Below are 13892 nucleotides of genomic sequence, written 5' to 3' on the forward strand. Positions count from 1 at the left end.
TTGACCTCGGGGATGGGACCAACACCCGCCAAATCGGCAACGACCGTCGCGCATCGGGTCCGAACGACAGCCGTGCGACCGGCGCTCCGGTCGCACGGCTGCCCGACCCGCGTGCTTACGACGACGTGCTCGTCGAGATGACCGCCGGCGCCGGCGCGGCCGGAGCAGCCGGTGCGGCCTGCTGGTCGACCGTGGCCGGCGGCAACGCCTTCGCCGGATCGGTCAACGCCGACATGTCGGCAGGCTGCGCAGGTGCGGCCGCGGATTCGACCGCGTCCGGCACCTTCGCGTCGGCGGCCGGCATGTCGGCCGCAGGCGCGGCAGCGCCAGGCTGTGCGGCTTGCGGCGCGGGCGCCTCGGCAGCAGCTTGCAGCGCCGGCTCGGCGGCCTTCGCATCGGCCGCGGGCGCCGCGATGACGGCAGCGGCCTGCGCTGCGTTGTCGGTCGCGGCCGGCATCGGCTCCGGTGCCTTGTCGGCGACACGCTGCACGGGCTCGGGTGCCTTGTCGGCGACGGCCGGTGCAGGCTCGGACGTCTTGTCGGCGGCGACCGACGCAGGCTCGGGTGCCTTGTCGGCGACAGCCGGTGCAGGCTCGGGCGCCTTGTCGGCGGCGACCGACGCGGGCTCGGGTGCCTTGTCGGCAACAGCCGGTGCTGGCTCGGGCACCTTGTCGGCAACGGCCGGTGCTGCGATGACGGCTGCCATCGCGGCTGCCGGCGCGACCGCGGCCTCGGCTGCGGCTGCGACAGCCGGTGCAGCAGCAACCGCAGGTACGGCGGCTCCCGGCGCTGGCTCGGGCGCCTTGTCGGCAACGGCCGGTGCGGCGATGACGGCTGCCGCCGGCACGGCTGCCATCGTGGCGGCCGGCACGACCGCGGCTGCGGGTGCGGGTGCGGGTGCGGGTGCGGGTGCGGCTGCGACAGCCGGCGCAGCAGCAACCGCAGGTACGGCGGCTCCCGGTGCAGCAGCTGCAACGACCGGCGCGGCAACTGCCGGTGCAACAACCGCCGGCGCCGCGACTGCCGGTACCGCGGCAACCGGCGCGATCGCCGGCACGGGCACCGGGACGGGAATGGGCGCGGCCTGCACCGCCGTCGTCGCCACCGGGCGTGTCTGCGCCGGCGCGGCTGCGTCGATCGGTGGCAGGCCCATGCGGTTGCGCACGATCGGATCGTGATACTTCACGTCGTCGGCGACGGTCGCTTCGGCGCTGGGCGCGACGTTCGAACGCGCGAGCGGCGCGGTCGTGCCCGGGCACAGGTGCCCGGTCGCTTCCACCGCGCGCCGGTTCGCGTCGCTCTGGCAGAGCAGCGCGAGCGCCACGTCGGTCAGGCCCATCGCGCGGAATTCACGCGCATCGAGACGACGGACGCAGGCCTGGTCGACCAGCGTCGTGCCGCCCGTCGCGCCGAACCCCGGGAACGACACGCCCACGCTCACCGACCCCATGCAGGTGTCGGACAGCGTGGTCGTGAGGCCGGGCGCCTGGATGGACGGGTTCGTCTTGATCGTCTGCGTACCCGAATAATTGACGTTTTCCGACGCCTGGGTGTTGTACGGGTTGGTGCCGGGCGAGCCGGGCGCCTGGAGCGCGCTCACGCTCTGCGGCGTCACGTTCGAGCCGCCGCTCGTGCCGGACGGCATCGTCACGTTCACATTCACGCTCGAATTGCCGCTGCCGCGAACCCCGCTGCTACTGGCGGCATTGCCGCCGCGCGAGCTCGTGGTATTGGTGTTCGTGCTGATGCTCGAGCCGCCGCCCTGGCCGATCGCCGTCGACGACGTCGAGGACTGCGCGCTCGAAGTCGAGTCCGCTGTTTGCGCCTGGGCGCCGATCGTGGTCATCGCGAACATCGCCGCGCATGCCACCTTGATCCTGTTGCTGTTCATTTCACTCTCCGGACGTGGATTGACCTCCCACCCAGGCAACCGTGCTACTTCCCCTGAATGACTTCAGTTTTTGCTGCTTCCCCGAACTGCTTCCAGCCGCTGCCCAGCTGGGACCACGAGCCGGCCGACATACCCTGCCACTGCTGGGCGTCCGGTCCGCCGATGGCACTGCCCGACGAAAGCGCTTGTCGTTCTGACGGTTTGATTGTCTGGTCAGGGTTGTTTGACGTCTGCATATTCGATTGCACACCATCGGCAGCACGGTCAGCGCCATACGCCGTCAGAGACGCGAGCATCAGAGCGGCGGCAATCAGTTTCTGCTTCATGCCAACTCCTTACGGGGCAACAATGCGGGAAAAGAGACCAGCGTCGCTGGGAAACTGGCCCCTCCCACACCTGACTAATGACTGCTTCCGGTCGCGCTGGAACTGCCCAGGCTTCCGCCCGATGCGGACGGCGAGCCGGCCGGACCGGTACTCCATGCGGTCGACGAGTTGTAGTGATTCGAACCCGTGATCGCGCCCGACCCGCCACTGCCCGTGAGCCCGGCGGCACCCGCGTTGGCAATGCCCTGGTCGTTCGCACCCGTTGCGGTGTAGTGGTTCGCGCCGAGTACGATCGTGGCGGTCACCCCTCCCGACAGCGCATTCGCGTTCTCGTTCGTGCTGCCGTTTCCGCCGAACGAGCCTGCGGCACCGATACCGCCGCCTGCCGCGAACGCGCCCCCGTTCATGCCCGAACCGCTGGCCGTCGAAGTCGAGTTGTGAAACGCGGATGCCGTGCCGGTGGAACCAGCGGGTGTCACGGTACTTCCTGCATTCGCGCCCGCCGTCGAAGTCGAATTGCTGGTATAGCTGCCGGAGCCGACCAGTACCGAACCGGAAACACCCGCCGCAACGGATTGCGTCTGGTTGGTCGTGGACGAACCGGCTGCCAATGCAGCCGACGAGATGACGGTGAGCGCTGTCGCTAATATGACGTTGGCTTTCATAGCAATCCCTTGCTGTGAGGAAGTTCGGCGGAGGGGGAGCCGGGCCTGCCCGCGTAGAGCGAAACCCGGCATCCGTACCGCCAGCCAATGACGAACGCTACGCGTCGCGGCCTAGTGGTGAAGCGTCCAGCCGATCGAGCCGGCATTGGCGCCGCTCGTGCCACCAGCCTGTGCACCGCCGAAGCCGAAGCCGCTGACCGACGACGATTGAGTGTGGTTGGTGTACGAGATCGAACCGCTGCCCGGGCCGCCGGCAAATGCACCGGCTGCGCCGAGTGCCGCGCCGGAATCGGTCGCGGTGAAATGACCGAACCCTGCAACACCGGCCATCGTCGAACCGCCACTCGTCGAGTTGCTGCTCGACACCGTGCCGCTAGCTGCGAACGCTGCACCCGAAACGGCCAGAACTGCTGCTGCAATCAGAAGCTTCTTCATGGTCGACTCCAAAACGGCGTGGACGAAATGAGCCCGGAAGATCGCACGCCATCAACCTTCCTGACTTGAGCAATCCTCAAAAACTAAGGATTACTACCAAATTACGAGATTCCTGCTTTCTTTGAAATTCAGGTCTTTTTGATTTTTTGTCCAGACGAAGTCTGTTTTTTGTTTTTAAGTTGCCCAAAATTTATTAAAGCGTGTTTTCAATTATTTTTATTAACATTGGATATTTGGTGAAAACACTCTAATTCGATCAACCGGAATTACGCACACACATTTCCGGCCCGCGATTTTCGACACCCCGCCGGAAAAAAATGCCGGCACCGGCACCCGTTTCCGGAATCTAAAATGAGCGAATATATTTACCACCGCAAAATGCAGAGCCGCTCAAAATGCGCTCTTTAGCCGAGCGGAAAATGGCCTGCATTGCAGCCAGATGACATGTCTGCTCCCTGAGGGAGCGACGCAAGGTTCCCGGATAATCCGGCCGACAGGCGTTTGATCTAATCCGGCCGGCGCCGGTATTGGCCCGGCGCGATCGAAACTGCCTTGCACGGTTGAAGACGAATCGGTGTCACGCCGTTCGGCACGAACTGGCCGATCCATCCGGGTGAACTGAATGAAGGTGAGCACCGCTGTCGCCCGGCTGCCGCGCGGAGCGACAACCGCTCCAGCACGCGCAGCGCGCGGAGGGCAGGCAATCGGCAAGGTCCGCCCCGCGACGCTGGCACTGCGTCGCAAGCGACACCCCGAACTTCCCGACTGCCCCTATGGGGCGCAAAGAACGCGCCGATCAAGCCACTGCTTGTAGTCTTCATCGCCGTTTCCCCGACTGGCTTATTGACGAGTTGGCCGCCCCCACATCGTTGTTGCATCGTGTCGACCGCTCGCCGGTGCGTCTAGTAGCGCAAGCAGCGTGCCACGCGTTATTCCGCCGCTCATTGCGCGTACTGAACGGCCGCCGCGCCGGCACGCATCGCCGGGAACGTCATTTTTGGTTTCAGGAATGTATCGCAACGACGGTCAGGCACACGCGGCGATCGTTGCGCGTCGCGAAGCAATGCCTCGATTTGACGGACGAAACCGGCACGCCGGCCCTCGCCGGACGGCCAGGCGAACGAGTGTTTCAAACCTGAGAAGCGCATCGCCACGCATGGCCCGCTACATCCGCTTTTCCGCCTGCGAATCCTGCGTCGCGGCACGTGCGGAGGGCCTCCAAGGCCCCTGCCGAACGGGAAGCAAGGCGTGCGGCGCCCTGTTCCAGAGGCCCGCGCGGCCGCCTCCCATGCGCCGGAGCCACGCATTCGTCTCGACAGACGAAACGGATTTGATTCATCCGTGAAAATACCGACACGATCACACGACGACGATGTTGCGATCTCGACGATTACCGGTGTAACAACCAAACCGAATTGGAGCGCGGAATTCCGACTGCGGCCGTCGCAACGGCTTTTCACGTTCATTCGATCCGCCCTTCGCACCTTGAACTGCCAGGCGGGCAATAAGTTGCAGAGCCGTTTTCAAGCATTTATCCGCGCCCTTCTCATCGTTGAAACAAAACGATTCAACGCCTTTTTCCACATCAGAAATCCCGCAAGCGCCTGATTTACCGAACATTTCGTCGAATCGAATCGCATCGATCCGGCCATCGCCCGGGTCATTTTCCTGTCCCAACGGTTCATGCGTGAAACACAACGCGCATATCGCGCGGCAATTTCTCGCCCTCGCCGCGCACAGCGGGATTGCGCCGTCCATGGCATGCCGATTGCCTGATTTCCGGTTCTCACCGAGCGGCACGCCACGGCACACGGATCACGGACGGCGGCCGCTCGTCAATCAGCGTGTCGGGGAAAAGGCGATGAAGATCACCACCGATCGATCGGCGCTCGCGTCGTTCAAGCATCAACGGGGTTGCCTGCGAAACCGGAGCGCCTAGCGCCGCGACAGGCGCTTCGTCGACATCAGCACGTGAGGACCAGCGCTTGCCGAAACGATACCGGTGCAGCGGGATGGAACATGTGCGCGCCGCCGTCGAGTAAATCGACGTGGGCTTCTGGAGATGACCGACGAAGGAACAAGCCATGAATGACAGGGTCGCGCCGCGCTACTTCGACGCGGCCGGCACGCCGGCGCAGCCGGACACCGATCATGCGGACCTGTAGTACTTCGAAGCAGTCGCGCGCGACATCGCATCGAACCTGGCCTGCTTCGCGGTCGTCGTCGCCACGTCGACGGTACCGGTCGGCACGAACCGGATCGTCAAGCCGATCGTCGAGCACTGCGCGCCGGCCGCCCGTTCGCGCCAGCCGCTGCCGCGTCAGCCGAGCAGTTCCTTTTTCCGCAGGTGCACGACGTCGCGCATCGGCGGCGCGCCGAACAGCCGGCTGTATTCGCGGCTGAACTGCGACGCGCTCTCGTAACCGACGACGGCAGCCACCGACCCGACGTCGCCGCCCTGCCGCAGCAACAGCCGGCGCGCCTCGTGCAGCCGCAACTGCTTCTGGTATTGCAGCGGGCTCAGCGTCGTCACGTGCTTGAAATGGTGGTGCAGCGACGACACGCTCATGTTGACCGCCTGCGCGAGCGACTCGACGCGCATCGGCTCCGCGTAGTGATCGCGGATCCATTCGATCGCGCGCGCGATCCGGTGCGTCTGGCTGCCCGCGATCGCCATATGCCGCAGCCGCGTACCCTGCCCGCTCGTCATCAGCCGGTACAGCAGTTCCTTTTCGATCAGCGGCGCGACGACCGGAATGTCGGCCGGCGTATCGAGCAGCCGCAACAGCCGCAGCGCGGCGTCGAGCAGCGGCGGCGTCAGCTCGGCGAGCGCGATCCCTTCGCCTTCGGGGCCCGCGTCGGGCTCGGGCAGCCGCATCTCGGCCGCAAGCTCGACGATGCGCTGCGGATCGAGCGTCAGCGACAGGCACAGGTATGGCGCGTCCGGCGACGCGCGCGTCACGCGCGACAGGATCGGCAAGTCGATCGACGTAATCAGGCAATTCTGCGTGTCGTATTCGTAGGCCTGGCCGGCCACGATCACGCGCTTCGCACCCTGCGCGGCGATCACGAGCGCGGCACGCGACACGCCGCAGCCGAGATCGACCGGACGCGTGTGCCGATGCAGCATCAGGCCCGGCACAGCGGTCGAATGCGAGCCGTCCGCCGGCGCGAAGCGGCCGATCAGCAACGCCAGCTCGCGCCGCCCGGATTCGCGCGACGCCGCGATATCGGTCATGTCCATGACGAATCCTCGATTGATTTCCCCATGTCGCGGGAGCATAGCGAAACGGCCCGCACCGCGCCCGGGATTTGCAGGATTGTTCAATAAATTTGCAGGATTGGGTAGACGCAAAAACCGGCTGCTCGCGCACACTCAGGGCCTGCTCACGCTCATAGCGGGCTTGCGAACGTGCGTTGCCGGTCGTAGTGCAAGGAGTGAGGAGCGCCGTTTGGCCGAACCAAACAAGCGACGATCGACGCCGCAATACGGCCGGCAACGCACGTTCCCCTGTTTTGCAAAAATCATTCGTGGGGCTGGCCCCCAGAAGGGCCGATCGCTACGTCATGCTCCTCGCGAATACGTCGAGTATTCGCTTCGTCGCATTCCTTGCGCTCGCCCTTCTGGGGGCCAGCGCAAGCCCGCTATGAGCGTGAGCAGGCCCTGTAACCGGCCGCATGCCGGGTTTTCCCCACGGAGACATACAACATGCCTACCTCGTTTGTCCTGAACGGCAAGAACGTAACGCTCGATGCCGATCCGTCGATGCCCGTCCTCTGGGCGATTCGCGAACACGCGGGACTGACCGGCACGAAGTTCGGCTGCGGCATGGCGCAGTGCGGCGCGTGCACGGTGCATCTCGAAGGCCAGGCCGTCCGCTCGTGCGTGCTGCCGCTCGCCGGCATCGCGGGCAAGCACGTCACGACGATCGAAGGCCTGCAAAGCAAGCCCGCGCAGGCCGTGCAGGCCGCGTGGGTCAAGCTGCAGGTTCCGCAATGCGGCTATTGCCAGTCCGGCCAGATCATGTCGGCCACCGCACTGCTCGAACAAAACCCGAAGCCGACCGACGCGGACATCGACGCCGCGATGAACGGCAACCTGTGCCGCTGTGCGACCTACGCCCGCATCCGGGCCGCGATCCACGACGCGGCCGCGACGCTCGGAGCCTGACCATGACGATCGAACTCGACAACCGCGATTCGGTGCGTCCGTCACGCCGCACCTTCCTGAAGGCCGCGGGTACCGCGGCCGCCGTCAGCCTGACCATCGGCTTCGAATGGGCGGGCCTCGGCCGCCGCGCGCTCGCCGCGACCGCGCCCGCCGCCGATTTCGCGCCGAACGCGTTCCTGCGCATCACGCCCGACGGCGCCGTCACGGTCATCGCGAAGCACCTCGAAATGGGCCAGGGCGCCTATACGGGCATCGCGACGATCGTCGCCGAGGAGCTCGACGCCGACTGGTCGAGCGTGCGCGTCGAAAGCGCGCCCGCCGATGCGAAGCGCTATGCGAACCTCGCGTTCGGCACGATGCAGGGCACGGGCGGCAGCTCGGCGATGGCGAACTCGTGGCAGCAGTTGCGCGAAGCGGGCGGCAAGGCCCGCGCGATGCTCGTATCGGCCGCCGCGGCCCGCTGGAAGGTGCCGGCCGGCGAGCTGACGACGGCGAATGGCGTCGTCACGCACGCGAAGAGCGGCAAGACGGCCGCCTACGGCACGCTCGTCGCCGACGCATCGAAGCTGCCCGTGCCGGACAAGGTCACGCTGAAGCAGCCGGCCGATTTCAAGCTGATCGGTCAGCGGATTCCGCGCGTCGACGCATCGGCAAAATCGAACGGCACCGCGCATTTCACGCTCGACACGACGTTCCCCGGCATGCGCGTCGCGCTGCTGCAGCGCCCGCCGCGCTTCGGCGCGACCGTGAAGTCGTTCGATGCGACGGCCGCGAAGGCCGTGCCGGGCGTCGTGTCGGTCGTGCAGGTGCCGGGTGGCGTCGCGGTCGTCGCGACGGGCTTCTGGGCCGCGAAGCAGGGCCGCGACGCGCTGAAGGTCGAATGGGACGAGTCGAACGCGGAGAAGCGCGGCTCGGCCGAGATCATGCGCGAATACCGGCAGCTCGCCGACCAGCCGGGCACGTCGGCGCGCAAGGACGGCGATGCCGACGCGGCGATCGCGGGCGCGGCGCGCAAGATCAGCGCGACGTACGAATTCCCGTATCTCGCGCACGCGCCGATGGAGCCGCTCGACGCGGTCGTCAAGCTGACGGCCGGCAGTTGCGAGATCTGGGCCGGCGACCAGTTCCAGACGGTCGACCAGGCCAACGCGGCCAAGGTCGCGGGCCTGAAGCCGGAGCAGGTGCGGATCCACACGCTGTACGCGGGCGGCAGCTTCGGCCGGCGCGCGAACGCGTGGTCGGACTATGTGGTCGAGGCCGTGTCGATCGCGAAGGCGCTCGGCGCGGACGGCAAGCCCGTCAAGCTGCAGTGGACGCGCGAGGACGACATCCAGGGCGGCTACTACCGGCCGATGTACTTCCACAAGCTCGACGCTGGCCTGACCGCGGACGGCCGGCTGGTCGGCTGGCGCCACCGGATCGTCGGCCAGTCGATCCTCGCCGGCACGCCGTTCGAGGCGTTCATGGTGAAGAACGGCATCGACGCGACGTCGGTCGAGGGCGCGGCGAACCTGCCGTACGCGGTGCCGAACGTATCGGTCGAGCTCACCACCGCGAAGACGGGCGTGCCCGTGCTGTGGTGGCGCGTGGTCGGCAGCTCGCACACGGCGTACGCGGTCGAGGCGTTCATCGACGAAGCCGCGCACACCGCCGGCAAGGATCCGTATGCGTTCCGCCGCGACCTGCTCGCGAAGGAGCCGCGCATGCGCGCGGTGCTGGAACTGGCCGCGCAGAAGGCCGGCTGGGATCCGGCCAAGCCGCTGCCGAAAGGCCGCGGGCGCGGGATCGCGGTCGCCGAGGCGTTCAAGAGCTATGTCGCGCAGGTGGCCGAAGTATCGGTCGACGCGGACGGCAAGGTGAAGGTCGAGCGCGTGGTGTGCGCGGTGGATTGCGGGACCGCGATCAATCCCGACATCGTCGCCGCGCAGATGGAAGGCGGCATCGGCTTCGGGCTCGGCGCGGCGCTGCACAGCGCGATCACGCTGAAGGACGGCCAGGTCGAACAGCGCAACTTCGACGGCTACCACGTGCTGCGGATGGCCGAGATGCCGAAGGTCGAGGTGCATGTCGTACCGTCGGCCGAGGCGCCGACCGGGGTCGGCGAGCCGGGCGTCGCGCCGATCGGGCCGGCGGTCGCGAACGCGATCTTCGCGGCGACGGGCAAGCGGCATTACGCGCTGCCGTTCGATTCGGCGGATAGCGCGAAGGCTTGATGGGCCGGAATGCCGGCCGGGGGATGGAAACGTCGCTCGGCCGGCGTTCTTTGTCGAAGCGCGTCCGATGCAGGGTTCCATGTCGGCAAAAAATTGCCCTAACCAATTGATTTATATAGATCATTCATCAAACCCGGTAGGGTTCGATGTCGGGTTCGCCGTCCGGCAAAAACCATGTGCCGCCCACCCCGAATCCCGCCTCCCTCGCACGTTACGTCGAACGTAACGCCCGTAACGTCGCCACTCGATGCTACGTAACATTCCTTCACTATTGCTCCGCCCTCTTCCTCCCCCGTCCCGCGCCCCGCGTTAAAAATTCTTTTAAATTCAAGGCCTCCGCATCGCATGCCCCGGCATCGTCGTCCGCCGCAGCCTGACCATCCCTACCCTGGCCCGGAAGTTGCAGGAGATGACCCGCAAACACTCCTTAATGGACATGCGAGGGCCACCATGGATTGCAAATACCTGTACATCGACAACATAAAAATCAACTTCGTGCGCCGCACGATCGAAATCGACAACGAAGTCATCGACGTTACGCCGCGCGAATTCGACGTCGTCGAATTCCTGCTCGACAACATGAACAAGATCGTGCCGCGGCAGGCAATCCAGGAAGCCGTATGGGGCCGTGAACTCGCCGTGTCGTCACGCACGCTCGACACTCATATCTCGCGAATCCGTTCGAAGCTGCAGCTCGATCACGACAAGAACCTGCGGATCATCCCGATCTACGCGGTCGGTTATCGCCTCGTGCTGTTCGGTGCGGCAATGACGCACGTCGAGCGCCATGACGCGGCGCCGATCCTGCGCGCCGCGCCGCAAGCCGTGATGGCCGCCGACTACGCTTGACGATTCGCCCGCGCGCCGCCCGCTCGCGGCGCGCCGGCAACGCACCTCCCCACCGCGCTGCACACGTCCGCAGCGCTTCGCGGCCTGCTCGTCGGATGCGGCCTCCGCACGCCGCCCTGCCCGCCAGCCAGTCGCGACCCGACCGCCGCCTCCGGGCGGCGGTCGCTTTTGGCCGCGCACCGCCGCGCACCACGCTTCGTGGCATTCCATCGCGCCGCGTCACGCTTCGTAGCGCCCCGCGTTCCCCGACGCCGCGCGATGCACGCGACTACGGATTCCGGCGCGGCACGCGGCCATGGCCGTCCCTACAATCGACGCAGCAGCCGCGTGCCCGTCCGCGCCACCGGCCCCATCACAACCCGTCGAACCAACGCCGAATCCGCCCCGATCCCGCCGTGCCTGCGCAGTTCCTGACGAATGCCGACGCTGGCGACGCCGCGAACCCGGCCATGCCCGCCGCTTCCGCACCGCCCGCCGCTGCGCCGGCCGCGGTCGCGCTCGACGCGTCGCCCTACCTGCCGCGCCTGTCCGCCGCCGCCGCGCGCGGGCTGTCGCACGCGTACTGCGCGACCGGCGCCGTTCCGGTCACGCTCGGCGAGCATGCGTACGAGCTGCGCTGGCGCGTCGATGCCGAGCCGGCCGCCGACGCGCATGCATACCGCTTCGTCGTCGGCCCGGCCACCGGCACGCTGTGGATCGATCCGGTCGCGGAAACGGAATGGCTCGGCGACGCGGCCGATCCGGCCGTGCCGGCCGTGATTCGCGCGGCGCTGCTCGCCGACCTGTGCGCGCCGCTCACGGCCGTGCTGCAAGCCGCGACGCGGCAGCGCGTGGAACTGCTGCCGCCACCCGCGAGCGCACCCGCCTGGCGCGCATTGCCGGCCGCGCTGCGCTTCGAGCTGCGGCGCGCCGACGGCGCATGGCGCTGCCACGGCGCACTGCTGTTCGACGCGCCCGATGCGCTGGCCGTGTTCTTCGCGACCGCGCCGGCCGCGCTCGCCGACACGCGCGCGGCCTACGCGAACCTGCCCGTGCCGCTCGTGTTCGAGATCGGCCGCACCGAGCTGACGACGGCCGAGCTGGCCGACGTCGTCGGCGGCGACATCATCGCGATCGAGCGCTGGCAGGCGCACGAGCAGAACCTGCTGTGCGTCGCGCGGCTGCCGGCCGCGCCGGCATGGGAGATCACCGGACGGCCGTCGGGCAACCGGCTGACTGTCGAACGAATCAGGGAGATGCCTTTGGAACCGACCCGCACCGACACCGCGCCCGCGACGGCGCACGACGCGCCGCCCGCCGATGCGCCGCGCACGCTCGACGGCCTCGCGGTCGACTTGCGCTTCGAACTGCCGCCCACGTCGATGCCGCTCGGCGAGCTGAGCGCGCTGCAGCCGGGCGCCGTGATCGAGCTGCAGCAAGGGATCAACCAGAGCGTGATCCATCTGGTCGCGAACGGGATGCTGATCGGCACCGGCCACCTGATCGCGGTCGGCCAGAAACTCGGCGTGCGGGTCGTCACGCTGACGCAGCCCGCGCCGCGCGAGCGCTGAACGATGGGCAACCTGCCGAATCCGGTCGCGCTGATCGCGGTGATCGCCGCGCTCGGCATCGCGCCGTTCGCGGCGCTGATGGTGACGAGCTACACGAAGCTCGTGGTCGTGCTCGGCCTGTTGCGCTCCGCGCTCGGGATCCAGCAGGTGCCGCCGAACCTCGTGCTGAACGGCATCGCGCTGATCCTGTCGCTGTTCATCATGGCGCCCGTCGGGATGTCGATCCGCGACGCGCTGCAGGCGCGCCACTTCGACGCGTCGGGGCAACTGTCGACCGCCGACGTCGGCGCGCTCGCCGATGCCGCGCTGCCGCCGATCAAGGATTTCCTCGTGTCGCATACGCGGCAGCGCGATCGCGAATTCTTCGTGCGCACCGCGACGTCGGTCTGGCCGAAGAACCGCGCGGACGGCATCAAGGACGACGACCTGCTCGTGCTGGTGCCGAGCTTCACGCTCGCCGAGCTGACGAAGGCGTTCCAGATCGGTTTCGTGATCTATATCGTGTTCATCGTCGTCGACCTGCTGGTCGCGAACATCCTGCTCGCGCTCGGGATGCAGATGATCTCGCCGACGACGATCTCGGTGCCGTTCAAGCTGCTGCTGTTCGTCGCGCTCGACGGCTGGTCGCTGCTCGTGCACGGGCTCGTGCTGTCGTACCGCGTGGCGGGCGCGGGATGAATGCGCGCGGCCTGCGAACCGCCGTCGCGTGCCTGTGCGCGCTGGTCGGGCTGCTCGCGCTCGCATTCGCCGGCATGCAACCGCGCATCGCGCACGCGGCCGGCGGCGCGGGCTTCGCGCAACTCTCGCGCGCTTGTGCGCCGAACGTCGATCCCGATACGCTCGCCGCGCTCGTGCGCACCGAATCGGGCTTCAATCCGTATGCGATCGGCGTGGTCGGCGGCCACCTGGCGCGCCAGCCCGCGTCGCTCGACGAGGCGCGCGCGACCGCGCGCGAGCTTGCGTCGCGCGGCTTCAGCTACAGCGTCGGCCTTGCGCAGGTGAACGAACGAAATTTCTCGAAATACGGCCTCGACGAAACGACGATGTTCGAGCCATGCCGCAACCTGCGGGCCGGCGGCGCGATCCTGACCGAATGCTTCGCGCGCTCGTCGGGCACCGGCCGCGCCGCGCAGGCCGCGTTGCGCGCGGCGCTGTCGTGCTACTACAGCGGCAACTTCACGACCGGCTTCTCGAGCGGCTACGTGAGCCGCGTCGTCGCGAGCGCGCAGCGCAACGCGCGCGAAGGCGGCGTCGAACCGATTCCGGTCGTGAGCGATGCGCCGCCGCCCGAGCGCCGCCGGCGCATGGACGCGGCCGCCACCACGCCGCCCGAACGCGCGCGGCGGCTGGCGTCGCCCGCCGCGTCCGCCGATGCGCCTTCGTGTCATGCGCGCCCGGTGGTGATGATGTGCCGCGGGCTGCCGGCGAACCAGGCGAAGCGGCTGTGCGTGCGGTGTCTCGATCAATGACGGCGCACGACGCAGGCGCGCATGCGGGTCGCCGTGAGCGGGTCGAACGCCGCGCATCGATCGTACACACCTCGTAGCAGGCAACACGCACGCGTCCCGGTCGCGCCGGCACGCTACGAAACAGCGGCATTCCAGCAGCGATGCGTCTCCTTACACTTGAAAGCTGGTAGCGCGACGGACTGCGCGCCGGGCGTCGCGCGCATCGCGCGGTTCAACGGAGACAAGCATGCTGTTGATCGACGGAATGGGATTGGGCGTCAACTGGCAGCGCTTCCTGTCGGAAACGTTGAATCCGGTCGTCGCGCCCCCACCACCGCCCCCTC

14 protein-coding genes are annotated in these 13892 nt (G+C 67.5%); 7 read left to right on the top strand and 7 right to left on the bottom strand.

The window, feature by feature from the left end:
* Positions 1-115: 115 nt before the first annotated feature.
* Positions 116-1645, bottom strand: coding sequence for a chemotaxis protein CheA (locus GD429_RS36340; protein ID WP_321575110.1), 1530 nt, complete (start codon positions 1643-1645; stop codon positions 116-118).
* Between GD429_RS36340 and GD429_RS41930 the strand changes: the two genes are divergently transcribed.
* Complete coding sequence (locus tag GD429_RS41930; RefSeq protein WP_244130694.1) at positions 1632-1952, top strand: hypothetical protein; 321 nt, start codon at positions 1632-1634, stop codon at positions 1950-1952. The two genes, GD429_RS36340 and GD429_RS41930, sit on opposite strands and share 14 nt — an antisense overlap.
* Here the strand turns inward: GD429_RS41930 and GD429_RS36345 are convergent.
* The 6 genes from GD429_RS36345 to GD429_RS36380 all read right to left on the bottom strand — a co-directional run bounded on the left by GD429_RS36345 (position 1936) and on the right by GD429_RS36380 (position 6561).
* On the bottom strand, positions 1936-2217 hold the full coding sequence (locus GD429_RS36345; protein ID WP_152864557.1) for a hypothetical protein: 282 nt from the start codon (positions 2215-2217) through the stop codon (positions 1936-1938). The two genes, GD429_RS41930 and GD429_RS36345, sit on opposite strands and share 17 nt — an antisense overlap.
* Positions 2218-2291: 74 nt before the next feature.
* Positions 2292-2882 (bottom strand): hypothetical protein, encoded by a 591-nt coding sequence (locus tag GD429_RS36350; RefSeq protein WP_152864559.1) that lies wholly within the window; start codon positions 2880-2882, stop codon positions 2292-2294.
* A 111-nt stretch (positions 2883-2993) separates the two neighbouring features.
* Entirely contained in the window at positions 2994-3317 is a 324-nt protein-coding gene (locus GD429_RS36355) for a hypothetical protein (protein WP_152864561.1), read from the bottom strand.
* 1359 nt (positions 3318-4676) lie between these two features.
* Entirely contained in the window at positions 4677-5075 is a 399-nt protein-coding gene (locus tag GD429_RS36365) for a hypothetical protein (protein WP_193727289.1), read from the bottom strand.
* Between the two features lie 206 nt (positions 5076-5281).
* Entirely contained in the window at positions 5282-5599 is a 318-nt protein-coding gene (locus GD429_RS41440; RefSeq protein WP_227792022.1) for a hypothetical protein, read from the bottom strand.
* 38 nt (positions 5600-5637) lie between these two features.
* Positions 5638-6561 carry an AraC family transcriptional regulator gene (locus GD429_RS36380; RefSeq protein WP_152864565.1) on the bottom strand — a complete coding sequence of 308 codons (924 nt, stop codon included), beginning with the start codon at positions 6559-6561 and terminating at the stop codon, positions 5638-5640.
* A gap of 465 nt (positions 6562-7026) precedes the next feature.
* Here GD429_RS36380 and GD429_RS36385 point away from each other — a divergent pair, with 465 nt between their 5' ends.
* From GD429_RS36385 to GD429_RS36410, 6 genes are all read left to right on the top strand, one after another.
* Positions 7027-7488, top strand: coding sequence for a (2Fe-2S)-binding protein (locus tag GD429_RS36385; protein ID WP_006480868.1), 462 nt, complete (start codon positions 7027-7029; stop codon positions 7486-7488).
* A gap of 2 nt (positions 7489-7490) precedes the next feature.
* Positions 7491-9701, top strand: a complete 2211-nt coding sequence (locus GD429_RS36390; RefSeq protein ID WP_152864567.1) for a xanthine dehydrogenase family protein molybdopterin-binding subunit — start codon at positions 7491-7493, stop codon at positions 9699-9701.
* Between the two features lie 450 nt (positions 9702-10151).
* Positions 10152-10550 (top strand): winged helix-turn-helix domain-containing protein, encoded by a 399-nt coding sequence (locus GD429_RS36395; protein WP_152864569.1) that lies wholly within the window; start codon positions 10152-10154, stop codon positions 10548-10550.
* Between the two features lie 395 nt (positions 10551-10945).
* Complete coding sequence (gene sctQ / locus GD429_RS36400; RefSeq protein WP_321575106.1) at positions 10946-12100, top strand: type III secretion system cytoplasmic ring protein SctQ; 1155 nt, start codon at positions 10946-10948, stop codon at positions 12098-12100.
* Between the two features lie 3 nt (positions 12101-12103).
* On the top strand, positions 12104-12778 hold the full coding sequence (sctR, locus tag GD429_RS36405) for a type III secretion system export apparatus subunit SctR (RefSeq protein WP_034180501.1): 675 nt from the start codon (positions 12104-12106) through the stop codon (positions 12776-12778).
* The gene (locus GD429_RS36410) at positions 12775-13569 is read left to right on the top strand and encodes a lytic transglycosylase domain-containing protein (protein WP_152864571.1); all 795 of its coding nucleotides are present in this window, start codon (positions 12775-12777) and stop codon (positions 13567-13569) included. Before sctR ends, GD429_RS36410 begins: the two co-directional genes overlap by 4 nt.
* Positions 13570-13892: the final 323 nt, after the last annotated feature.

This window comes from Burkholderia sp. BE17 (assembly GCF_009362305.1).
Lineage (GTDB): Bacteria > Pseudomonadota > Gammaproteobacteria > Burkholderiales > Burkholderiaceae > Burkholderia > Burkholderia pyrrocinia_C.

What these genes read in the sequence shown, in the direction of transcription:
- GD429_RS36340 (WP_321575110.1), bottom strand. Translation starts at nt 1,645, where the DNA reads ATGCCGTCCGGCACGAGCGGCGGCTCGAACGTGACGCCGCAGAGCGTG.
- GD429_RS36345 (WP_152864557.1), bottom strand. Translation starts at nt 2,217, where the DNA reads ATGAAGCAGAAACTGATTGCCGCCGCTCTGATGCTCGCGTCTCTGACG.
- GD429_RS36350 (WP_152864559.1), bottom strand. Translation starts at nt 2,882, where the DNA reads ATGAAAGCCAACGTCATATTAGCGACAGCGCTCACCGTCATCTCGTCG.
- GD429_RS36355 (WP_152864561.1), bottom strand. Translation starts at nt 3,317, where the DNA reads ATGAAGAAGCTTCTGATTGCAGCAGCAGTTCTGGCCGTTTCGGGTGCA.
- GD429_RS36365 (WP_193727289.1), bottom strand. Translation starts at nt 5,075, where the DNA reads ATGGACGGCGCAATCCCGCTGTGCGCGGCGAGGGCGAGAAATTGCCGC.
- GD429_RS36380 (WP_152864565.1), bottom strand. Translation starts at nt 6,561, where the DNA reads ATGGACATGACCGATATCGCGGCGTCGCGCGAATCCGGGCGGCGCGAG.
- GD429_RS36385 (WP_006480868.1), top strand. Translation starts at nt 7,027, where the DNA reads ATGCCTACCTCGTTTGTCCTGAACGGCAAGAACGTAACGCTCGATGCC.
- GD429_RS36390 (WP_152864567.1), top strand. Translation starts at nt 7,491, where the DNA reads ATGACGATCGAACTCGACAACCGCGATTCGGTGCGTCCGTCACGCCGC.
- GD429_RS36395 (WP_152864569.1), top strand. Translation starts at nt 10,152, where the DNA reads ATGGATTGCAAATACCTGTACATCGACAACATAAAAATCAACTTCGTG.
- sctR (WP_034180501.1), top strand. Translation starts at nt 12,104, where the DNA reads ATGGGCAACCTGCCGAATCCGGTCGCGCTGATCGCGGTGATCGCCGCG.
- GD429_RS36410 (WP_152864571.1), top strand. Translation starts at nt 12,775, where the DNA reads ATGAATGCGCGCGGCCTGCGAACCGCCGTCGCGTGCCTGTGCGCGCTG.